Source organism: Xanthobacter dioxanivorans (assembly GCF_016807805.1).
GTDB classification, from domain to species: Bacteria; Pseudomonadota; Alphaproteobacteria; order Rhizobiales; family Xanthobacteraceae; genus Xanthobacter; species Xanthobacter dioxanivorans.
Map to the genome: position 1 here is coordinate 3,506,348 of NZ_CP063362.1, position 22,009 is coordinate 3,528,356.

20 protein-coding genes are annotated in these 22,009 nt (G+C 69.9%); 11 read left to right on the top strand and 9 right to left on the bottom strand.

Translation table 11 applies throughout. The features are described 5' to 3' along the window. The first annotated feature begins 67 nt into the window (after positions 1-67). The 5 genes from EZH22_RS16320 (at position 68) to EZH22_RS16340 (ending at position 6,782) form a co-directional block, all read left to right on the top strand. The gene (locus tag EZH22_RS16320; RefSeq protein ID WP_408647607.1) at positions 68-298 is read left to right on the top strand and encodes a putative signal transducing protein; all 231 of its coding nucleotides are present in this window, start codon (positions 68-70) and stop codon (positions 296-298) included. Next, on the top strand, positions 288-1,061 hold the full coding sequence (locus tag EZH22_RS16325; RefSeq protein ID WP_203191602.1) for a tRNA1(Val) (adenine(37)-N6)-methyltransferase: 774 nt from the start codon (positions 288-290) through the stop codon (positions 1,059-1,061). Before EZH22_RS16320 ends, EZH22_RS16325 begins: the two co-directional genes overlap by 11 nt. A gap of 32 nt (positions 1,062-1,093) precedes the next feature. Further along, positions 1,094-1,966 carry a S49 family peptidase gene (locus EZH22_RS16330; protein ID WP_203191603.1) on the top strand — a complete coding sequence of 291 codons (873 nt, stop codon included), beginning with the start codon at positions 1,094-1,096 and terminating at the stop codon, positions 1,964-1,966. 142 nt (positions 1,967-2,108) lie between these two features. After that, positions 2,109-3,788 (top strand): NAD+ synthase, encoded by a 1,680-nt coding sequence (locus tag EZH22_RS16335; RefSeq protein ID WP_203191604.1) that lies wholly within the window; start codon positions 2,109-2,111, stop codon positions 3,786-3,788. Positions 3,789-3,980: 192 nt separating this feature from the next. Continuing rightward, entirely contained in the window at positions 3,981-6,782 is a 2,802-nt protein-coding gene (locus EZH22_RS16340; RefSeq protein WP_203191605.1) for a DUF2339 domain-containing protein, read from the top strand. 9 nt (positions 6,783-6,791) lie between these two features. Here EZH22_RS16340 and EZH22_RS16345 read toward each other — a convergent pair whose 3' ends face one another. Next, positions 6,792-7,112: a YnfA family protein gene (locus EZH22_RS16345; RefSeq protein ID WP_203191606.1), complete on the bottom strand. Its 321-nt coding sequence runs from the start codon at positions 7,110-7,112 to the stop codon at positions 6,792-6,794. 4 nt (positions 7,113-7,116) lie between these two features. After that, complete coding sequence (locus EZH22_RS16350) at positions 7,117-7,986, bottom strand: 4-(cytidine 5'-diphospho)-2-C-methyl-D-erythritol kinase (RefSeq protein ID WP_203191607.1); 870 nt, start codon at positions 7,984-7,986, stop codon at positions 7,117-7,119. A gap of 179 nt (positions 7,987-8,165) precedes the next feature. Here EZH22_RS16350 and EZH22_RS16355 point away from each other — a divergent pair, with 179 nt between their 5' ends. The 4 genes from EZH22_RS16355 (at position 8,166) to EZH22_RS16370 (ending at position 13,865) form a co-directional block, all read left to right on the top strand. After that, the gene (locus EZH22_RS16355; RefSeq protein ID WP_203191608.1) at positions 8,166-9,926 is read left to right on the top strand and encodes a tetratricopeptide repeat protein; all 1,761 of its coding nucleotides are present in this window, start codon (positions 8,166-8,168) and stop codon (positions 9,924-9,926) included. A gap of 232 nt (positions 9,927-10,158) precedes the next feature. Beyond that, on the top strand, positions 10,159-11,856 hold the full coding sequence (locus EZH22_RS16360) for a formate--tetrahydrofolate ligase (RefSeq protein WP_203191609.1): 1,698 nt from the start codon (positions 10,159-10,161) through the stop codon (positions 11,854-11,856). A 69-nt stretch (positions 11,857-11,925) separates the two neighbouring features. Then, complete coding sequence (locus tag EZH22_RS16365) at positions 11,926-13,098, top strand: acetyl-CoA acetyltransferase (RefSeq protein WP_203191610.1); 1,173 nt, start codon at positions 11,926-11,928, stop codon at positions 13,096-13,098. 56 nt (positions 13,099-13,154) lie between these two features. After that, positions 13,155-13,865: an EF-hand domain-containing protein gene (locus EZH22_RS16370; protein ID WP_203191611.1), complete on the top strand. Its 711-nt coding sequence runs from the start codon at positions 13,155-13,157 to the stop codon at positions 13,863-13,865. On the opposite strand, the gene EZH22_RS16375 is transcribed toward EZH22_RS16370, so the two are convergent. Beyond that, entirely contained in the window at positions 13,828-14,151 is a 324-nt protein-coding gene (locus tag EZH22_RS16375) for a gamma-butyrobetaine hydroxylase-like domain-containing protein (protein ID WP_231711005.1), read from the bottom strand. The genes EZH22_RS16370 and EZH22_RS16375 overlap by 38 nt on opposite strands. Positions 14,152-14,414: 263 nt before the next feature. Here EZH22_RS16375 and moaA point away from each other — a divergent pair, with 263 nt between their 5' ends. Together moaA and EZH22_RS16385 are read left to right on the top strand one after the other, a co-directional pair. Continuing rightward, positions 14,415-15,461 (top strand): GTP 3',8-cyclase MoaA, encoded by a 1,047-nt coding sequence (gene moaA / locus EZH22_RS16380; RefSeq protein WP_203196583.1) that lies wholly within the window; start codon positions 14,415-14,417, stop codon positions 15,459-15,461. Between the two features lie 453 nt (positions 15,462-15,914). Continuing rightward, the gene (locus EZH22_RS16385; protein WP_203191612.1) at positions 15,915-16,823 is read left to right on the top strand and encodes a DMT family transporter; all 909 of its coding nucleotides are present in this window, start codon (positions 15,915-15,917) and stop codon (positions 16,821-16,823) included. A 59-nt stretch (positions 16,824-16,882) separates the two neighbouring features. On the opposite strand, the gene EZH22_RS16390 is transcribed toward EZH22_RS16385, so the two are convergent. The 6 genes from EZH22_RS16390 to EZH22_RS16415 all read right to left on the bottom strand — a co-directional run bounded on the left by EZH22_RS16390 (position 16,883) and on the right by EZH22_RS16415 (position 22,006). Beyond that, complete coding sequence (locus EZH22_RS16390; protein ID WP_203191613.1) at positions 16,883-17,071, bottom strand: hypothetical protein; 189 nt, start codon at positions 17,069-17,071, stop codon at positions 16,883-16,885. A gap of 166 nt (positions 17,072-17,237) precedes the next feature. Beyond that, positions 17,238-18,290 (bottom strand): sulfate/molybdate ABC transporter ATP-binding protein, encoded by a 1,053-nt coding sequence (locus EZH22_RS16395; protein ID WP_203191614.1) that lies wholly within the window; start codon positions 18,288-18,290, stop codon positions 17,238-17,240. Further along, positions 18,287-19,156 carry a sulfate ABC transporter permease subunit CysW gene (gene cysW, locus EZH22_RS16400; protein WP_203196584.1) on the bottom strand — a complete coding sequence of 290 codons (870 nt, stop codon included), beginning with the start codon at positions 19,154-19,156 and terminating at the stop codon, positions 18,287-18,289. The genes EZH22_RS16395 and cysW overlap by 4 nt, the downstream gene beginning before the upstream one ends. 32 nt (positions 19,157-19,188) lie before the next feature. Then, a complete protein-coding gene (gene cysT / locus EZH22_RS16405; RefSeq protein WP_203191615.1) occupies positions 19,189-20,043 on the bottom strand; it encodes a sulfate ABC transporter permease subunit CysT in 855 nt (284 codons plus the stop codon). A gap of 117 nt (positions 20,044-20,160) precedes the next feature. Next, positions 20,161-21,180, bottom strand: a complete 1,020-nt coding sequence (locus tag EZH22_RS16410; protein WP_203191616.1) for a sulfate ABC transporter substrate-binding protein — start codon at positions 21,178-21,180, stop codon at positions 20,161-20,163. A 115-nt stretch (positions 21,181-21,295) separates the two neighbouring features. Then, positions 21,296-22,006 (bottom strand): phosphoadenylyl-sulfate reductase, encoded by a 711-nt coding sequence (locus tag EZH22_RS16415; protein WP_203191617.1) that lies wholly within the window; start codon positions 22,004-22,006, stop codon positions 21,296-21,298. Positions 22,007-22,009: the final 3 nt, after the last annotated feature.

Here is a 22,009-nt window from a genome sequence, read left to right on the forward strand (position 1 = left end):
GTGCAAGCTCCGGCAGGCCGTCTTTCGTCGGCACGGGCGGGCACATTGCCGCGACGTCGGGTGGTATATGATGCAGGAGCTGGTGCGGACCAACGATCTGGTGCTGCTCGGCGCCATCGAGGCGCTTTTTACCTCCGCCGATATCGGGCACATGGTCGCGGATCAGTACATGAGCGCCATGGAGGGCTATATCGGCATTCTTCCCCGCCGGCTTCTGGTCGTCGACGAGGACGCCGTTCGCGCCCGCCGCCTCTTGAAGGAGGCCGGCTTCGGCGCGGCGCTCCGCGATGGAGACTGACGCCGCGTCGACCGGCGGCGTGACCGTCGACGGTGTGCTCGATGGCCGACTTACGCTGCGTCAACTCCGTGACGGGCACCGGGTGGGGCACGATGCGCTCCTGCTCGCCGCCCTCGCGCCGGCCGACCGGCGCCGCGCCATCGACCTCGGCGCAGGGGTCGGCAGCGCCGGCCTCGCCTTCCTCGTGCGTGTCCCGCAGGCCTCCGCCGCGCTGGTGGAGGTGGTGCCCGAACTCGCCGCCCTGGCGCAGGAAAACGTCGCGCTGAACGGCCTTGCCGGCCGGGCACGGGTCGTCGCCGCCGACGTACTGGCGCTCGCACGCCCGTCCGGCCCGCCGGAGCCTGCGGCCGGGGCCGCGGACCTCGCGCTGATGAACCCGCCCTTCAACGCCGAGACGCGCCATCGCACCTCTCCCCATGACGGTCGCGCCCGTGCCCACATGGCCGGGGAAGGGCTGCTGGAGGACTGGGTGCGGGCCGCCGACCGCTGCCTCGCCGCGCGCGGCGTGCTGTGCCTGATCCATCGGCCCGAAGCGTTGGCGGAGGTGCTCGCGGCGCTCCATGGCCGCTTCGGCGCGGTGGAGATCCTGCCGGTTCACCCGCGCCCCGACCGGCCGGCGGTGCGGATCCTCGTCCGCGCGGTCAAGGGGCGTCGCACGCCGCCCATCTTGCTGCCGGGGCTCGTCCTGGCCGAGCGCGACGGGAGCGCGACGCGGGCGGCCGCGGCGGCGCTGCGGGACGGCCGCGGCTTGCTCGCGCCTTGAGCCGGTGGCTGCGACCTCCTACATCTTGGGGCATGGCCGACACCCTTCTCTCCTCCCTTTCGCGCCGTGCCCGCGGCATCCTTCCGAAAAAGTGGCGCCGGGACCTCCCCGTGGTGCCCGTGGTGCGGCTGTCCGGCCCCATCGGCATGTCGACGCCCTTCAGCCAGAGCCTCACCCTCGCCGGCATTTCCAAGGTCCTCGACAAGGCGTTCGCGGTGAAGGGCGCGCCGGCGGTGGCGCTGCTGATCAATTCGCCGGGCGGCTCGCCGGTGCAGTCGCACCTGATCTTCCGCCGCATCCGGGCGCTGGCGCAGGAAAAGGAGAAGCACGTCTTCGCCTTCTTGGAGGATGCGGCGGCCTCGGGCGGCTACATGATCGCCTGCGCGGCCGACGAGATCTTCGCCGATCCCTGTTCAATCGTCGGTTCCATCGGCGTGGTGACGGCGGGCTTCGGTTTCGACAAGGCCATCGAGAAACTGGGAATCGAGCGCCGCGTCTTCACCGCCGGCGAGCGCAAGGTGACGCTCGACCCCTTCCGCCCGACCCGGCCCGAGGACGTGGAGCGGCTCGACACGCTGCTGAAGGAACTGCACACGGTGTTCGTGGACCTCGTGCGCTCCCGACGCGGCGATGCCCTCGTCGGGGAAGACGAGCAGCTCTTCACCGGCGAGTTCTGGCTCGGCACCCAGGCGGCGGGCCTCGGCCTCGTGGACGGCCTCGGCGACGTGCGCGGCATCCTCAAGGCCCGCTACGGCGAGGATGTCCTGATGCCGCTGGTGCAAGGCTCCTCCCCCTTCTTCCTGCGCCGGCCCAGCGGCTTTGCCGGCGGTCTCGCCCGCTCCGCGGCCGAGGGGGTGATCGGCGCGGCGGAAGAGCGCGCCCTGTGGGCCCGGCTCGGGCTCTGACCGGCCAAATGACGCGAGATGCTCGCCAAATGGGCGCGAGATGAACGTGTCGCGGGATGAACGTGGCGCGAGATGAGGCAGAACGGGCGCCTGCCTTTTTCTTCTCCTTTTCCCCGCAAGCGCCTGCGGTTACAGGGAAGCCATGACCAGCCCCGAGACCAGCGGTCCCGCAGACACGCTCTTCATTGCTGTTGCCCAGCTCAACCCGACGGTGGGCGACGTGGCCGGCAATCTCGCCCTCGCCCGGCGCACCGCGGCCAGCGCCCGCGACGCGGGGGCGGACCTCGTGGTCTTCCCGGAGCTGTTCATCTCCGGCTATCCACCGGAAGACCTCGTGCTGAAGCCGGCTTTCCAGCAGGCCTGCCGCGCCGCCATCGAGACGCTCGCGGACGAGAGCGTGGATGGCCCGGCCCTGCTCATCGGTTCTCCCTGGGTGGATGAGGGGCGGCTCCACAATTCCGTGCTGCTGCTGGAAGAGGGCCGCATCTCCGCCATCCGCCACAAGGTGGACCTGCCCAATTACGGGGTGTTCGACGAAAAGCGCGTGTTTGCCGCCGGTCCCCTGCCGGGACCGATCCCGTTCAGGGGCGTGCGCCTCGGCGTGCCCATCTGCGAGGACATCTGGGGTCCGGACGTGGTGGAATGCCTCACCGAGACCGGCGCCGAGATCCTGATCGTGCCCAACGGCTCGCCCTATCGCCGCTCGGTCTATGCCGAGCGCGAGAATACGGTGGTGGCGCGCGTGGTGGAGAGCAACCTGCCGCTGCTCTATGTGAACCAGGTGGGCGGGCAGGACGAACTGGTCTTCGACGGCGCCTCGTTCGCCCTCAATCCCGATCGCTTCCTCGCCCTGCAATTCCCTGGCTTCATGGAGCGGGTGCGGCTCTCCAGGTGGCAGCGCTTCGAGAACGGCTGGAAGTGCCTCGGCGCCAACATGGCGGACCGCATCGAGGGCGATCAGGCGGACTATGCCGCCTGCGTCGTGGGCCTGCGCGACTACGTGAACAAGAACCGCTTTCCCGGCGTGGTGCTGGGTCTCAGCGGCGGCATCGACAGCGCGCTCGTCGCCGCCATGGCGGTGGATGCGCTGGGGCCGGAGCGGGTCCACTGCATCATGCTGCCCTATCGCTACACGTCGCAGGAAAGCCGGTCGGACGCCGCCGCCGTCGCCGAGGCGCTCGCGGTGCGCTACGACATCGTGCCCATCGCCGCGGCGGTCGAGGGGGTCGAGGCAACGCTGGCGCCGCTGTTCGCGGGCACCCGGCGCGACGTGACGGAGGAGAACCTCCAGTCCCGCGTGCGCGGCGCCCTGCTCATGTCGGTGTCCAACAAGTTCGGGTCGCTGGTGCTGACCACCGGCAACAAGTCCGAGATGTCCACCGGCTACGCTACGCTCTACGGCGACATGAACGGCGGCTTCAACCCCGTAAAGGACCTCTACAAGAGCGAGGTGTTCCGCCTCGCCCGCCTGCGCAACCGCTGGAAGCCGGCGGACGCGCTCGGCCCCGATGGCCTCGTCATCCCCGAGCGGGTCATCGACAAGGCGCCCACGGCGGAACTCGCGGAGGGCCAGAAGGACGAGGATTCGCTGCCGCCCTACGCCGAGCTCGACGCCATCCTCGAACGCCTCGTGGAGCGGGAGGAGCCGGTGGCGAAGGTGATCACCGACGGCTTCGACGCGCAGACGGTGACGCGGGTGGAGCGCCTCCTCAACACCGCCGAATACAAGCGCCGGCAGGCGGCGCCGGGGGTGAAGGTCACGGGGCGCAATTTCGGCCGCGGCCGGCGCTATCCCGTCACCAACCGCTTCAGCGAGGGCTGAGGGCAGGGCTCCGCCCGCCGCCTGTCGTGTGCATCCTACCGCCACGGTTGCGGTGGAAAAGTTCGTTTAGAATTGCGAACTTAAGTCTGCTAGGCTCGCGCTGGTGCGGCCGGGAGGGCGTATCCGCCAGGTTGGTTCGACCTGGTCGGTGACGTCACCTCCGAGACGGCCGGCGGAACGGGTGCGCGTGCGATGGATGAATGGGTGCTGCTCGGTCTGGTGGTCCTCGCCTTTCCGGTGATGACGCTGGTGGCGTTCGTGCTGTCGCTGACCCATCGCGGACGCATTCGCCTGCTGGAGGAAAAGGTCGTGGCGCTGGAGGCGCAGGTCGCCGCGCGGGCCTTCGCGCCGCCCGCGGCCGCGCCCCTCGCCGCAGCTCCCGTGGCCCGTCCCCCGGAGGCGCCGGCCGAGCCCGCGCCTGAACATATCCTGCCGCCGGAGCCCGCTCCCGAGCCGGCCGACGCATCCATGCCGCTGCAGGACGTGACACAGCCGCCGCCCTTCGCCCGGCCTGACGCGCCCTCCGCGCCGGGCGCCCCGCCCGCGCCGCCTGCCTGGGCGCCGGGCGACCTCAAGGAACGCCTCGCCGGGTTCGAGGAGAAGGTCGGCGCGCGCTGGGCCGTGTGGGTCGGCGGGCTCGCGCTGGCGCTGGGCGGTGTCTTCCTGGTGCGTTTCGCCGTGGAGCAGGATCTCATCGGCCCCGCCGCGCGGGTGGGATTCGGCCTGCTGCTCGCCGCCCTCCTGCTGGCCGCCGGGGAATGGCTGCGGCGCAAGGACCGCAAGGCGGGCTTCGAGGGCGTGCCGACGGCCCAGGGCTACATTCCCGACGTGCCGAGCGTGCTCACCGCCGCGGGGACCATGACCGCCTTCGGCAGTCTCTATGCCGCCTACGAGCTCTATCACCTGATCCCGCCGCAGGTGGCGTTCCTGCTGCTGGCGGCGACGGGCATCGCGACGCTCCTCGCGGCGCTGCTGCACGGGCCGGCGCTGGCGGCGCTCGGCTTCGTCGGCGCGGCGGTGACGCCCTTCCTCATCACCACCAGCGACCCCAATGCCTGGGGCGTGGCGCTGCTCGTCGCCGCCGTGGCGGGGAGCGCGCTTGGTGTCGCGCGGGTGCGGCGCTGGGCGTGGCTTGCCTATCTCGCCATCGCCGGCGTGGTGGCCTGGGGGCTGACCCTCGTCGTCTTCGACGTGCCGCAGGCGGTGAGTGCCTCCGGGGCCCTGGGCCTCGTGCTGCTGGCGTTCACCGTGCTCCTGCTCGCCCCCGGGCTGCTGTGGGGACCACAGGCCGGGCCGCGGCCGGATCCGGTGTCCTCCCTCGGCGCGACCGGCGCGCTGGCGGTGACGGCAGCGGCGGCCGTCTCCGGGCATGTGGCGGCGGCGCCGCTCGCGCTGTTCGTGCTCTGCGCCATCGGGGTGCTCGCCCTGGCCTGGCGGGTGCGGCCGGCCACCTTCGCCACCCTGGCCATCGCGCTGCTGGCGCCCGCCATCCTCACCCAGTGGGTGTTTCCGGCCGAGCCGGGCACGGCGCTCGCCCCGGCGGGGCCCATGGCCGGCGCCCTGCCGGAGCCGGCGCGGCTCTCGGTGGGCCATTTCGTCACCTATGGCTTCGGCATGGGGGCCCTTCTGCTCGGCTTCGGCCTTGGCGGCGCGCGGCGGCGCGGGCGGGGCGTGTTCGCGCTGGGCTGGGCGGTGGCGGGCACCCTCGGCCCGGTGCTGATGCTCATCGCCGCCTATGCCCGCCTCGCCGAGCTGGAGCGCAGCCTGCCCTTCGCCGCGCTGGCGCTGGCGCTGGCCTTCGTCTTCACCCTGGCATCCGAGATGCTGACCAAGGCCGGCCGGCGCAACGGGGCGACGGTGTTCGCCGCCGGCGGCGTGGTCAGCCTCGCCCTCGCCCTCACCTTCGCGCTGGAGAAGGGCTGGCTCACGGTGAGCCTCGCCCTGGCGGCGCTCGGAGTGGCCTGGGTGTCCACCCAGCGGCCGCTGCCGGGAATGCGGCAGTTCTCCGCCGCCCTCGCAATGGTGGTGCTGGCGCGCATCGTGTGGCTGCCCACCATCGCCGGGGGCGATCCGGGCGCGACCCCCATTTTCAACTGGCTGCTGTGGGGCTATGGCGTGCCGGCCCTGGCCTTCGCCGGCGCGGCCTTCCTGCTGGCGAAGGGCGGGGACGACTGGAGCCGGCGGGTGCACGAATGCCTCGCGCTGCTGTTCGCCGTGCTGCTCGTCGCGTTCGAGGTGCGCCATCTCGCCCACGGGGGCGATGTTTATGCGCCGGGCACACGCCTGTTCGAGACCGGGCTGCTCGCCGCCATCTATGGTGCCTATGCGGTGGGCCTGTCGCGCCTCGCCACGGTGACCGGGCGCTGGCTGTACCGGCTGTTTTCCGATCTGGTCGCCGCGTTCGCGGCGCTTTGCGCGGTGGCGGGCCTTCTTGGCAACAATCCCTTTGCCACCGGGCAGGGCGTCGGCGGGCCGGTGTTCAACGACCTCCTCCTCGCCTATGCGCTTCCGGCGGCGCTGGCCCTCGGCTTCGCGGCGATGCAGCCGCCCGGGCGGGCCCAGGCGCGGCTCGCCGCCCGGGCGCTGGCAGTGGTGCTGGCGCTGGCCTACGTCACCTTCCAGGTGAGCCGGCTGTTCCAGGGGCCGGTGCTCGATGCGGACGCCATCACGTCGGGCGAGTGGTACGCCTATTCCGCCGCGTGGCTCGCCTTCGGCATCCTGCTCCTCGCCGTCGGCTTGTGGCGCGGCTCGCGGACCCTGCGCCTCGCCTCGGCGGCGGTGATGGTCGCCACTGTCGTCAAGGTGTTCGTGTCCGACATGGCGGATCTGGAGGGGGTCCTGCGGGCCCTGTCCTTCATCGGCCTCGGCCTGGTGCTGGTGGCCATGGGCTGGCTCTACCAGCGCCTGCTGGCGCGGGAGAAGCCACCGGCGGCCGCCTCGGGCCCGGCCGCTTCAGGTCCGGCCGCTTCAGGTCCGGGCGAAGCCGCCTCCTGAGGCCCGGCCTCAGCCGCGCGGGCCGAAGACGATGACGGCCGCTCCGGCGAGGCATAGGAGCGCGCCGGTCGCGTCCCAGCGATCGGGGCGCACGCCTTCCACCGCCCACAGCCAGGCTAGGGAGGCAAGGATGTAGACGCCGCCATAGGCGGCAAAGGCACGGCCTGCCGCGTCCGCCTCCACGAAGGTCAGCGCATAGGCAAAACCGGCGAGGCTGCCGACGCCGGCGAGTAGCCACCATGGCGAGCCGCCGAGCCGCACCACATGCCAGAAGGCGAAGCAGCCGGCGATTTCCCCGAGGGCGGCGAGCAGGAAAGCCGGCAGCGTCATCTCGTCACCTCAGCACCGTGGGCTTGACCCACCAGGTGGGTTCCTGCGCCAGCACGCGCCGTGCCAGCGCCGCGGCCGTGCGGCAGGTGTCGGTGAGGGCGAATACGGTGGCGCCGGAGCCGGACATGCGCACGAAGCGGGCCTCGGGCGAGGCCGCGAGGATCCCCATCGCGCGGGCGATCTCCGGCGCGAGGCGCATCGCCGGCGGCTCGAGATCGTTGGGGATCGCGGCGAGGACGGCGGCCAGCGCGGACCGTTCGCGCGGCAGGGCTGGCGGATGGGCGGGGCCGGGCAGGTCCTCGCCCGGCGCGAGGCCGAGGGCGCGGAACACGGCGGGGGTGGGCACGCCGACGCCGCAATTCACCAGCACGGCGGGCAGCAGGGGAAGCGCGAGCGGGGCGGAGAGACGATCGCCCACGCCGGTCATCATCCGCGCCTTGGGATCAAGGCATACCGGTACGTCGGAGCCGGTGGCGCGGGCGGCCTCGAACAGGCGCGGATCGTCCGGCGCCAAGCCGTTCAGCGCGCCGAGCAGTCGCAGCGCCGCCGCCGCGTCGGACGAGCCGCCACCAAGCCCGGCCGCCACCGGCAGGCGCTTCTCCAGGACGAACGCCCCCAACCGCGCCTCGGGCACCGCCTCGCTGAAGGCGCGGGCGGCGCGCAGCACCAGATTGTCCGCGTCCGCGCCGGCGAGCGCCGCCGTAGGGCCCGCCACCGCAAGCGAAAGCGGGCACTCCGGTATCAAGGTCAAGAGGTCGCCCGCGCCGGCGAAGGCCACGAGGCTCGCGAGATCGTGAAACCCGTCCGCCCGCCGCCCCGTGACCCGCAGCGTCAGGTTGATCTTGGCCGGTGCGCGGGCGCGAAGCATGTCCATGGTCGGGGCTTATGCCGCGACGGCGACGGTGCGGCAAGGCGGCAGCGGCGCCACGCGGCGGCGCGTGTGTGCACCCGCAAAACTTGCGGCAGCCCGGGAAAGCCGCCATCCTCCCGCCATCTCGCCGTGGTGGATGGCACATTCGTTTCCCCCGGCCGGCACTTCAGGACACGCGATCGGTGACGAATTCACGCCCCTTCTTCTCCGTGGCCCTGGCTGCGGGATTTGCTGCAGTGCTTCATTTCGCCGGGCCGGCTCGCGCTGATACGCCGCCGGACGTGGACGCATCGCTCACCGGAAGCTACCTCGCAGCGCGCCTCGCCATTTCCGAGCGGGACAACGACGCGGCCATCACCTATCTGCGCAACCTGCTGCGGCTCGATTCGCGCAACGACGAGATCGTCGAGCGCACCTTCTACCTCATGCTCGTCGACGGCCAGATCGACGAGGCGATGAAGCTCACCGATCGCCTGATCAAGACGGACCGGACCAATCGGATCGCGCGGCTCGCGCTGGCGGTGCGGGCCATCCGCAAGGGCCACTACCAGAGTGCGCGCACTCATCTCGCCCTTTCGGTGGCCGGGCCGGTGGGCGATCTCACCAAGACCCTCCTCGCCGCCTGGACCCTCCTCGGCACCGGCAACGCCAAGGGCGCGGTTGAGCATCTCGACCGCCTCGAAGGCCCGGCCGGGTCCGCGCCGCTCAAGGAACTTCACGCCGGCCTCATCCTCGATGCCGCGGGCATGAAGAAGGAGGCCGGCAAGCGCCTCGAACAGGCGATGAAGATGGATCCGGGCTGGTCGCCGGCAGTGGACGCCTACGCCCGCTGGGCATCGCGCAACGAGGGCATCCCCGCGGCGCTGGCGGCTTATTCCAGTTTCGCCCAGCTGGCGTCCAGCGATGTGTTCGCGCAGCAGGCGATCAAGGACCTCAAGGCCGGCAAGTCGCTTCCCCCGCGGGTGAAGACGCCGCAGGAAGGGGCTGCCGAGGTGCTCTTCGACCTCGGCTCCCAGCTCGGCCGGCAAGGCGGCGAGGACCTGGGGCTTCTCTATCTCCAGTTCGCCACCTGGCTCCAGCCCGATCACCCCCTCGCCAGCTTCAGCCTCGCAGATATCTACGATCGCGTGCGGCAGCCGGGCAAGGCGATCACGTTCTATGAGGCGGTGCCGGCCGACTCGCCGCTCAAGCGCGAGGCGGAGATCCGCCGCGCCGTGAACCTGGCGGCCATCGACAAATTCGTGGACGGACGCGCCAGCCTCGAAAAGCTGATCGCGGCCGATCCGAAGGACCTCGGCGCCCTGCGTGCCCTGGCCATGATCGAAATGACCCACAAGATGTTCGGGGAGTGCGCCGCGACGTTTTCCCGGGCCATCACGCTCGTGCCCCAGCCGAGCAAGGCCGACTGGCCGCTGTTCTACTTCAACGGCATGTGCAACGAGCGCAGCAAAAACTGGCCGGTGGCCGAGGCGAGCCTGAAGCGCGCCATCGAGCTCAGTGCGGACCAGCCTGAAGTGCTGAATTATCTCGGTTATTCCTGGGTGGATCAGGGCATGAACCTCGACCAGGGGCTCAACCTGATTCGCAAGGCGGTGAAGCTTCGCCCCGATGACGGTCCCACCGTCGACAGCCTCGGCTGGGTCTACTACAAGCTCGGCCGCTACGATGAGGCGGTGACGGAGCTTGAGCGGGCGGTCGAGCTGATGCCGCAGGACCCGGTCATCAACGACCATCTCGGCGACGCGTACTGGAAGGTGGGCCGCAAGCTGGAGGCGACCTTCCAGTGGGCCCATGCCCGCGACCTGAAGCCCGATCCCGATGACCTGCCGAAGATCGTGCAGAAGATCGAGAAGGGTCTCGACACGGCCGAGCAGCCGGCGCCGCCGGTGCGCAAGGCGGAGGACCAGACCGCCGCCCCTGCCGCGGCGACCGCCGCCCAGTAGGCTCATCTCCGGTATCCACCAGGGCGCGCCGGATGGCGCGGTCTCGGGGCCGGGCGCTGGAGCCGGAGACATCACCGATCCGCTTGTTGCCGTCTGATCGGGGCCGGTGCCCAAATGCGCGCCAAACCCGGACCGGTGGCGGCCTGCCGGGCGAGCGGGAAGGCGTCAGGGGCAAGGATGCTTCCCTCTGGCGGCGGGACCCGGTAGGTTCTGGCGGTCCGGGGACCCATTCATGCACCAGAGAACTGCCCGCCCGCTCGATCCCGCGTCCGACGCGGCCATCGCAGCCAGCGTCACCCCCCTGCCGATCGGGGAGGTGGCGGCGAAGCTCGCCATTCCGGCGGAGGCGCTCTACCGCTACGGCCCCCACAAGGGAAAGCTCTCCCTCGATTTCATCGCCGACCTCGAAGACCGCCCGCGCGGGCGGCTCGTGCTTGTCACCGCCATCAATCCGACGCCGGCGGGCGAGGGCAAGACCACCACCACCATCGGCCTCGGCGATGCCCTGTCCCGCGCCGGCATGAAGGCCGCGGTGTGCCTGCGCGAACCCTCGCTCGGCCCGGTCTTCGGCGCCAAGGGCGGGGCGACGGGCGGCGGCCGGGCCCAGATCATCCCCATGCAGGACATCAACCTGCACTTCACCGGCGACATCCACGCCATCACCGCCGCGCACAACCTTTTGTCGGCGCTGATCGACAACCACATCCACTGGGGCAACGCCCTCGACCTCGATGCCCGGCGCATCGCGTGGCGGCGGGTGATGGACCTCAACGACCGCGCGCTGCGGCAGGTCACCATCGGTCTCGGCGGCCCGGCCAACGGCTTTCCCCGCGAGGACGGCTTCGACATCACGGTGGCGAGCGAGGTGATGGCCATCCTCTGCCTCGCCGACGGGCTGGAGGACCTGGAGGCACGCCTCTCCCGCATGGTCATCGGCCAGACGCGCGGCAGGCGCATGGTGCGGGCGGCGGAGCTGGAGGGCATCGGCGCCATGGTGGCGCTGCTGCGCGACGCCTTCCAGCCGAACCTGGTCCAGACCATGGAGGGCACGCCCGCCTTCGTCCACGGCGGCCCGTTCGCCAACATCGCCCACGGGTGCAATTCGGTGATGGCGACCAGGAGCGCCCTCGCGCTCGCGGACGTGGTGGTGACCGAGGCAGGCTTCGGCGCCGACCTTGGTGCGGAGAAGTTCCTCGACATCAAGTGCCGGCAGGCGGGGCTCGCGCCCTCGGCCGCCGTGGTGGTGGCGACGGTGCGGGCGCTCAAGATGCACGGCGGCGTGCCGCTCAAGGGGCTTGGCGCGCCGGATGTGGCGGCGGTGACGCGTGGCTGCGAGAACCTGAAGCGCCACGTGGAGAACCTCACCAAATTCGGCCTGCCGGTGGCGGTGGCGCTCAACCATTTCACCGGCGACACGCCGGAAGAAGTGGCCGCCGTGGCCGAAGCGTTGGCCGGCCTCGGCGTCGGCGTGCATGTCTGCCGGCACTGGGCCAACGGCAGCAGCGGGGCCGAGGATCTGGCCCGGGCGGTGATGGAGCTGGTGGAGCGACCTTCCACCTTCCGCTTCCTCTACCCCGAGGACATGCCGCTGGCGCAGAAGATCGAGACCGTGGCCCGCCAGATCTACCGGGCGGAGCGGGTGGACTTCTCTTCCGCCGCGACGGCCCGCCTGAAGGAGTTCGAGGCCGCCGGCTTCGGGGCGCTCCCGGTGTGCATGGCGAAGACGCAATATTCCTTCACCGCCGATCCGGCCGCCCGCAATGCCCCGACGGGGCATGTGCTGCCGGTGCGCGAGGTGCGGCTGTCGGCGGGGGCGGGGTTCGTGGTGGCGCTCGCCGGCGACATCATGACCATGCCCGGCCTGCCCTCGGTGCCGGCCGCCCGCGACATCTTCGTGATGCCGGACGGGTTCATCGCCGGCCTGTCATAAGGCGCGGCGCACCCTTATCTGATCGTCAGACCAACGCCAGCGCGGCGTCGCGCCGCCGGGAGGAAACCTATGGAAAGCAAGGCCGCCATCGTGGGCTGGGCGCATTCGCCCTTCGGCAAGCTTGAGGACGCCGACACCGAGGCCCTCATGGGTCGGGTCGCCGGCGCCGCCATCGAGCATGCGGGGATCTCGCCTACGGACGTGGATTCCATCCATGTGGGCGTGTTCAACGCCGGCTTCCAGAAGCAGGACTTCCAGGGCGCCATGCCGGCGCTGAGCGTGCCGGAGCTCGCCCACACCCCGGCGGTGCGCCTGGAGAACGCCTGCGCCACCGGCTCCGCCGCCATCCATTCGGCGCTCAACTATATCGAGAGCGGGCAGGGGCGCATCGCGCTGGTGGTCGGGGCGGAGAAGATGACCGCCAAGCCCACGGCGGAGGTGGGCGACATCCTGCTGAACGCTTCCTACCGCAAGGAAGAGGCGGACATTGACGGCGGCTTTGCCGGCGTGTTCGGGCGCATCGCCCAGCTCTATTTCCAGCGCTACGGCGACCGCTCCGAGGAGCTCGCCCGTATCGCCGCGAAGAACCACAGGAACGGGGTCTCCAATCCCTATGCGCAGCTGCGCAAGGATTTCGGCTTCGAGTTCTGCAACACCGTCTCCGAGAAGAACCCCTACGTGGCGGGGCCGCTGCGCCGCACCGACTGCTCGCTGGTTTCCGACGGCGCGGCAGCCCTGGTGATCGCCTCGCCCGACGTGGCCGAGACCCTGCAGCGCGCCGTCGGCTTCCGCGCCCGGGCCCAGGCCAACGACATCCTGCCTTTGTCGCGGCGCGATCCCATCGCCTTCGAGGGCGCCCGCCGCGCCTGGGCCAAGGCGCTGGAGGCGGCCGGCCTCAGCCTTGACGACCTTGATCTCGTGGAGACCCACGACTGCTTCACCGTCGCCGAGCTGATCGAGTACGAGGCCATGGGCCTCGCCAAGGCCGGCGAAGGCTACAAGGTGGTGCGCGAGGGCATCACCGAGAAGACCGGCAAGCTGCCGGTGAACCCGTCGGGCGGCCTCAAGTCCAAGGGCCACCCCATCGGCGCCACCGGCGTTTCCATGCACGTGCTCTCGGCCATGCAGCTCATGGGCGAGGCCGGCGACATGCAGATCGAGGGCGCCAAGGTGGCCGGCATCTTCAACATGGGCGGGGCGGCGGTCGCCAACTACGTGTCGATCCTCGAACGGGTGAAGTGAGGCTCGTTCGCCCAGCCGGCCGGGGCCGGTGCCGGCGGCAGGGGAGCGCCTGGAGCGTGCCCCTGTCCAGCCTGTTTCTGGTCGCCGCCTTGTTTGCGAGCGCGCCGGCCGGAGCCCTGATGTTCGTGCATACGCTGGGCACCGTGGAGTGGCGGCTTGTGGGCCGTTTTCAACCGGGCCTGGCGCGGAAGGATTTGGCCGCGCGGGCCGGGGAATGGTTCGTCGCCTTCGACAAGAATGACGATGGAGTCATCGACTGGCGAGACGATACCATTGTCCTTGAGCTGGACATGGCGTCGCGCCGCGCGATGGCCATCGCCTATTTCCTTTCGCTGGACCTCGACGGGGACAAGGTGGTCACCGAACGCGAGGCGAGGACCATAGCGGTTTCCCAGCGCCCCACCCGTGCAGGCCAGACCTACGATCCCGATATGCTGTTCCGCAGCGCCGTGGCCACCTATGACCTCGACAAGAACGGGCGAGTCTCCCTGGACGAGATGCTCGCCGCGCTACCCGCGCATACCCCCTCTATCCGCGGCCCGAAAAGCGAAGCTCCGCTGACGCCCGACGATCCCGCGCTGCAGCGAGCAGGCTACGACGCGCTGGTGGAAGCGCTGTTCACGTCGGCGGACACGGACGCCGACGGCGTGCTTTCCGGAGAGGAGGCGAACGCCTTTCGGACGCGCCACGGCGCTGCTCCCGCCCTCGTTCGCACGCCGGGAAAGCCGCCTATCCCCGCGACAACCCCTGCGCCTCCAGGGCCTTGAGATAGGCGCCGAACTTCTCTTCCTGCTCCAGGCCGTAGCTGTAGAGCAGCGGCCACGTGTAGAGGCCGGTGCCGTGGCCGTCGTCGAAGATGAGGCGCACGGCGTAGTTGCCCACCGGCTCCACCTGGGCGATGCGCACGGCGCGCTTGCCGGGGATGGTGATCTTTTCCTCCGGCATGTGGCCCTGCACCTCGGCGGAGGGGCTTTCCACGCGCAGATATTCGGCCGGCAGGGTGAAGCTGGTGCCATCATCGAAGGTGACGGCGAGGGCGTGGCGCTCGTTCACCACGCGCAGCTCGGTGGGCCAGGGGGCCGCGGGGCAGTCGCTGCCATGATTTTCTCCAATTGCACGGCGCTGGCGGCCACACCGGAATGTGTTGCCCGCCGCGCCCTATCCATCCGAGCCTTGCATACGATATATAGACCAAGTGCCGAAGTCCGCCGTCTGCCGCAGCCGTGGGATCGCGGCGGTCCTGAAGATCGGCGGGCGATAAAGTCGGCAGGCCGGGGCGGCGCAGCGTGGTGACCGGGAGTAAGCCTGTGAGCGACATGCCGAGGGATCTGATCGACCGACCGAGCGTGGCGGCTGCGGCCAAGGCCGGCCCGCTGATGGACACGTTCGGCCGTGCCGTCACTTATCTGCGCGTGTCCGTCACCGACCGCTGCGATTTCCGCTGCGTCTATTGCATGGCCGAGCACATGACCTTCCTGCCCAAGCAGGATCTGCTCAGCCTGGAGGAACTGGACCGCCTGTGCAGCGCCTTCGTCCTGCGCGGGGTGCGCAAGCTGCGCCTCACCGGCGGCGAGCCTCTGGTGCGACGGGATGTGATGACCCTGTTCCGCTCCCTCTCGCGCCATCTGGAGACGGGGCAGCTCGAGGAACTGACGCTGACCACCAACGGCTCCCAGCTCGCCCGCCATGCGGCGGACCTTGCGGCCTGCGGGGTGAAGCGCATCAATGTGTCCATCGACACGCTGGACCCGGCGAAGTTCCGCGCCATCACCCGCTGGGGCGAGCTCTCCAAGGTCCTGGAAGGCGTGAGCACCGCCAAGGCGGCCGGGCTCAAGGTGAAGATCAACGCCGTCGCCCTCAAGGACGTGAACGAGCACGAGATCGCGTCCATGATGGAATGGGCGCACGGGGAGGGTCACGACCTCTCCCTCATCGAGGTGATGCCGCTCGGCGAGGTGGGCGAGGAACGGGTCGACCAGTATCTGCCGCTGTCCGACGTGCGTGCGCGGCTGGAAGAGCGCTTCACCCTGACCGACATCGCCTACCGCACCGGCGGCCCGGCGCGCTATGTGGAGGTGAAGGAGACCGGCGGACGCCTCGGCTTCATCACGCCGCTCACCCACAATTTCTGCGAGGGCTGCAACCGGGTGCGGGTCACCTGCACCGGCACCCTCTACATGTGCCTCGGTCAGGAGGATGCGGCGGACCTGCGCGCGCCGCTGCGGGCCACCAGGGATGATGCGGTCCTGCAGGCGGCCATCGACGAGGCCATCTTCCGCAAGCCCAAGGGCCACGATTTCGTCATCGATCGCCGCACCCGCCAGCCCGCCGTGGGCCGGCACATGAGCACCACCGGCGGCTGACCGTCGAGACTGCTGAATCCGGCCTGGTTCAATAGGCCGGAGGGAGCTTCGCCGATCACCGGAAACAGCTTCTGTTTCGATCCGATCGGAACGCGCTCTGGCCGGATTGCGGCGAAGAGGTGGCGGTGGCATGCCGGGGGCGAAGGGCTCGCCGGTCAGCTCCGGCAATTGAGCAGGGCGCGGTTTACCCGCCGTAGGCTAAATCTCCTCTATCAAATCGATGAGGGGCGGACGACCGGTTCGCCCTGCGGGAGAAAACCCAAAGAGGACGGCTGTGATCCTGCCCCGGCCCGCCGCGCGCTTCCGCGCTGGCGAAGCTTTCGTTTCCCGGACGCCTTCCTGTCTTGTGTCCTGTGCGCGGGCCGCGCGCGGGCAAGAGCGGGGGTGCGCTTCATGAGCACCGCAGCAAGAGCCTCTTCAAGCCTGAAGGGCGTGGTTGCCATGGGACTCGCCATGGCGATGTTTGTGACCCACGACACCTTCCTGAAGCTGTCTTTGCAGGAAATACCGCTCGGCGAGGCGCTTGGGGCGCGCTCGCTGCTTGCGGGGGTGGTGCTGTTCCTCCTCATCGTGCGCGGTGGGGACCTGCCGGCCCTGCGCTACGCCTTTCACCCCCGCGTGGCGTTGCGGTCCTCGCTCGATATGCTGACCACGTTCGTCTATGTGGCGGCGCTCGCGGTGATGCCCATCGCTTCCTCGACCACCATCTACATGGCCACGCCCCTCATCACGACGGCGCTCGCCGTTCCCATGCTGGGCGAAAAGGTGGGTTGGCGCAGCTGGTGCGCGATCATCATCGGTTTTCTCGGCGCGGTCATCGTCACCCGGCCGGAGCCTTCGACCTTCCACATCGTCGCCATCCTGCCGCTGCTCGCCGCCTTCTTCGGTGCGGTGCGCGATGTCTCCACGCGCGGCATCGGCATGCAGATTCCCGGCGCGGTGGTCGGGTTTTCCGGCACGTTGGTGCTGTGCGCCACCAGCGCCGTCTTCGCCCTTTCCGAAACCTGGATCATGCCTTCACCACGGGTGCTGGCGTATCTCGCCGTTGCGGGGATCGTGTTCGCGGTCGGTACGCTTGCGCTTGTCTTCGCCTTCCGCAGCGCGCCCGTCGCCTCGGTCTCGCCCATGCGCTACCTCCTGGTGCTGGGTGCGCTGGTGTCGGGGTATTTTGTCTTCGGCGACCTGCCGGATGGCTGGACCGCCATCGGCATGGCCCTGGTGGTGGGCGCGGGCCTCTATGCGCTCCAGAGCGAGCGCCAGAAAAGCCAGGCGGCGCGCCGTGCCGCCGCCGGCGCCTCCGGCCGTGGCGGGGCCACGGCCTCCGGTCGCCCGGCTCCCGCCTGCGGCCCCTCGCACGACTGAGCGGTGGGCCTCCCGGATCCGGCGAAAGCGGTTGTGCCGGGATGCCGTGCGTTTGAAGGTCAGTTCTTTCGTGGCCGATAGTCGCCGGTGACCGGGTCCCGCTCCAGCGGGATGGTTTCCAGCTCGCCGGTGTCGGCCGCGCGGTGGCGGTCGAGGGCCTCGTTGATCCGACGTGTCTCCGCCGTGATCACCCGCGCGAGGGCGACGGCGCCGAGGGCACCCAATGCGACGAGAACAAACGCGGGCACGGGCCTTCTCCCTTCCGGCCGCCGATGCGGCATGCCGCATGATTCATTCACCACGGCCCCGTGGCGAAAAATCGTCAGGCCGTGCGAAACCGGCGCGGCGCCGGCCGCCGGTCGTCCCCCCCACCGGGACACATCCCTGTCGCAGCGGGGCTTTCGCCGCCTCGCCCTAATGCGAAGCCTGAGGAAATACCTTGTAGCGACGCGGCATCAGGCCCACCTCGGTGCCCGGCTCCAGCGTCTGGCCGTGGGGAACCGCGGCTTCGACGATGACCGGGCCGCTCGAGCCGGAGAGCGCCACGTCGGCCCGCCGGGTCGGCCCGAAGGTGCGCACCGCCAGCACCTTTCCGGCGAAGGGGGTGGCGGCCGGGTCGGCGAGGTCCACGTCGTGGGGGCGGGCGAGGATGCGCGCCGGCCCGTCCGCGACGCCCTGCGAATCGAGACCCAGCGCCCGCGTGCCGAGATAGAGCGCGCCGCCGCGCACCTCGCCGGGCAAAGCGATGGTCTCGCCGATGAAGTCGTGCACGAAGGCCGTGGCCGGATTGTCGTAGACCTCGGCGGGCGAGCCCACCTGCTCGATCCGGCCGTGACCCATGACCACCACGCGGTCGGCCAGCTCCAGCGCTTCTTCCTGGTCGTGGGTGACGAGCACGGAGGTGACCGGCAGCTCCTCGTGCAGGTGGCGCAGCCAGCGGCGCAGCTCCTTGCGGACCTTGGCGTCCAGCGCCCCGAATGGCTCGTCCAGCAGCAGCACGCGGGGCGAGATGGCGAGCGCGCGGGCGAGCGCCACGCGCTGGCGCTGGCCGCCGGAGAGCTGGGAGGGATAGCGCTCGGCCAGCCAGTCGATCTGCACCAGAGAGAGCAGCTCGTTCACCTTCTCGCGGATGGCGGCCTCGGGCAGCTTGTCCGCGCCGCGCCGCACGCGCAGGCCGAAGGCCACGTTCTCGAACACGTTCATGTGCCGGAACAGGGCATAGTGCTGGAACACGAAGCCCACGTTGCGCTCGCGCACGGAGCGCGACAGCGCGTCCTCCCCGTCGAAGCGCACCTCTCCCGTGTCGGGCCATTCGAGGCCGGCGATGATGCGCAGCAGCGTGGTCTTGCCCGACCCCGAGGGGCCGAGCAGGGCGACGAGCTCGCCCGAGCGGATGGTGAGGCTCACATTGTCGAGCGCTGCGAAAGTCTTGAAGCGCTTGGTGACGCCGACGACGTCGATGGTCATCTGTCTCCCTCGGCGAGGCGGTGTTCCAGGATGGTCTTGGCGATGAGCGTCACCAGCGCCAGCAGCGCCAGCAGCGACGCCACCGCGAAGGACGCGACGAACTGATATTCGTTGTAGAGGATCTCGATGTGCAGCGGCATGGTGTTGGTGAGGCCCCGCACATGGCCCGAGACCACCGAAACGGCGCCGAACTCGCCCATGGCGCGGGCGTTGCAGAGCAGCACGCCGTAGAGCAGCGCCCATTTCACGTTGGGCAGCGTCACACGGAAGAAGGTGGAGAGGCCGGAGGCGCCCAGCGAGATGGCCGCTTCTTCCTCGGACGTCCCCTGCTCCTGCATCAGCGGGATCAGCTCGCGCGCCACGAAGGGGAAGGTGACGAAGATGGTGGCGAGCACGATGCCCGGCAGGGCGAAGATGATCTTGATGTCCCATGCCGCCAGCTCGGCCGCGAACAGGCCCTGCGCGCCGAACAGCAGCACGTAGACGAGGCCGGCCACCACCGGGGAGACGGAGAAGGGCAGGTCGATGAGGGTGATGAGCAGGCTCTTGCCGGGAAACTCGAACTTGGCGATGGACCAGGCCGCCACCAGCCCGAACAGCAGGTTCGCCGTCACCGAGATGGCCGCCACGATCAGGGTGAGGCGGATGGAGGCGAGCGCGTCCGGCTCCACCAGCGCCGCCACATAGGCCGCCCAGCCGCGCCGGAACGCTTCGTAGAAGACGGTGACCAGCGGCAGGCCGATGAACAGGAACAGGAAGGCGAGCGCGATCGCCGTGAGCGTGATGCGCACCCAGCGCGGCTCGGTGCGCACCGGCCGGCCGCCATGGCCGGTATAAGCGCGCGACTGGGCGAGCGCCGAGGGCATGCCCTCGCTGGCGGCGACGTGGTCGAGGGCGCTCATGCGTTCCGACCCCCGCGTTCTTCGGCCCAGCGCTGCAGGCGGTTGATGATGAGCAGCAGCACGAAGGAGGCGAGCAGCATCACCGTGGCGATGGCGGTCGCATCCGCGTAGCGGAACTCCTCGAGGCGGATGACGATGAGCAGCGGGGCGATCTCCGACACGCCGGGCAGGTTGCCGGCGATGAAGATGACGGAGCCGTATTCGCCCACCGCGCGGGCAAAGGCGAGGGCGAAGCCGGTGAGCAGCGCCGGCCAGACCGAGGGCAGCACCACCCGGGTGAGCGTCTGCAGGCGGCTGGCGCCGAGGCTGGCGGCGGCATCCTCCAGCTCCTTGTCGAGGTCGGCCAGCACCGGCTGCACCGTGCGCACCACGAAGGGCAGGCCGATGAAGACGAGCGCCACCAGGATGCCGAGGGGCGTGAACGACACCTGGATGCCGAGCGGCGCCAGCAGGGAGCCGATCCAGCCGTTCTCCGCATAGAGCGCCGTCAGCGCGATGCCGGCCACCGCCGTGGGCAGGGCGAAGGGGATGTCGATGATGGCATCCGCCACCTTCTTGAGCGGAAACTCGTAGCGCACCAGCACCCACACCACGATGGAGCCGAACACCACGTTGACCAGGGCGGCGGCGAGCGACAGGCCGAACGACACCTGGAGCGCGTGCAGCGTGCGCGGCGCGGTGACGATGGCGATGAAGCGCTCGAAGGTGAGCTCGCTGGTCTTGATGAACAGCGCCGAGAGCGGCAGCAGCACGATGAGGCCGAGCCAGGTGAGGGTCAGGCCGAGCGCAATGCCGAAGCCGGGGATGACGCTCGGCTGGCGAAAGGCGAGGCGGGGTGGTGAGGCGCTCATGGGGACGTTCTTATAGGCTCTGGCGGGTCTTGCGTCTCGGGGCCCCGACAGCACAACCGCCCCCCGGCGAGAGCACCGGGAGGCGGCTGCGGTTGAGGGTGCGGCGAAAGCCGCGGTTCAGTTGCCGGTGATCTGGTCGAACACGCCACCGTCGCCGAAATGGGTCTTCTGAGCCTTCTGCCAGCCGCCGAACACCTGGTCGATGGTGAACAGCTGCACCGGGGCGAACTTGTCCTTGTACCTGGCCGCGACCTGCTCGTCGCGCGGGCGGTAGTAGTTCTTGGCCGCGATCTCCTGGCCTTCCGGCGTGTAGAGGAACTGGAGGTAGGCCTCGGCGACGGCGCGGGTGCCCTTCTTGTCCACCACCTTGTCCACCACGGCGACGGGCGGCTCGGCGAGGATGGAGAGGGACGGGGTGATGATGTCGAACTTGTCCGGGCCGAGCTCGTTCACCGAGAGGTAAGCCTCGTTCTCCCAGGCGATCAGCACGTCGCCGATGCCGCGCTCCACGAAGGTAACGGTGGAGCCGCGGGCACCGGTGTCGAGGACAGGGGCATTCTTGAACAGCGCCTTGACGAAGTCTTTCGCCTTGGCCTCGTCGCCGCCGTTCTTTTTCAGCGCGTAGCCCCAGGCGGCAAGATAGTTCCAGCGGGCGCCGCCGGAGGTCTTCGGGTTGGGAGTGACGATCTTGATGCCGGGCTTGACCAGGTCGTCCCAGTCCTTGATGCCCTTCGGGTTGCCCTTGCGCACCAGGAACACGATGGTCGAGGTATAGGGCGCGGAATTGTCCGGCAGCCGCTTCTGCCAGTCCTTGGCAAGGATGCCCTTCTCGGCGATGGCGTCGATGTCATAGGCGAGGGCGAGCGTCACCACGTCCGCGTCCAGGCCGTCGATGACCGAGCGGGCCTGCTTGCCCGAGCCGCCGTGAGACTGGTTGACCTTGAGCGTGTCGCCTGGGTGGCTCTTGGCCCATTCCGCGCCGAACGCTTTGTTGACGGCCACGTAGAGCTCGCGGGTGGGGTCATAGGACACGTTCAGGAGCACAGTCTCGGCGGCGAGCGCTGCTCCGGCCGAGAGGACGAGCGCGGCAACGGCGGCGCCGAGCCCGGTGCCCAGGAAGGTGCGGCGAGACGGCATGTAAACCTCCGGCGAAAAGGGTCCGGCAAACGGATCATTCGTTCGATGTAGCGAACGATGCCACCGGCCTCATCCGGGTGTCAATACGTAATATCACCAATTCTATGGAATTAAGTTAAATCCCATCGCCGAAATGGATACCACACTCCGTCTTGGCCTTGCCGCGCCAGCGGCCGGCGCGCGGATCCTCGCCCGGCTGGACGCGGGTGGTGCAGGGCATGCAGCCGATGGAGGCAAAGCCGTGCTTCTCCAGCGGATGGCGCGGCAGATGGTGGGCCTCCATGTAGGCAAGGAGGTCGTCGCGCCCGAATGCGGCCAGGGGATTGAACTTCACCCGCGTCCCGTCCAGCTCGACGAAGGGAATGGCGGTGCGCGTGGTCGCCTGGTAGCGCTTGCGCCCGTTGATCCACGCCGCATAGGGCGCCAGCGCCCGGGCCAGCGGTTCCACCTTGCGCACGGCGCAGCAGGCGTCCGGATTCTCCGACCACAGGGCCCGCTCCGCATCCCGCGCCGCCAGGGCGATCGGGTCCGGGCTGAAGGTCTGCACGTTGGTCAGGCCGAGGCTCTCCGCCAGCGTGTCGCGGTAGGTGAGCGTCTCCTCGAACAGGTGGCCGGTGTCGAGGAAGAGCACCGGTGTCGCCTTGTCCACCTGCGAGATCATGTGCAGCAGCACCGCCGATTCCGTGCCGAAGGACGATACGGCGGCGACACGGCCGGGGAAGGCGTCGAGCGCCGCGGCGATGATCTCCAGGGGCGGGGCAGCCTGCAGCCGGGCGTCGAGCGCCGGCACGTCGATCAGGGGGAGGGTGCGTTCAATGGCATTCATGGG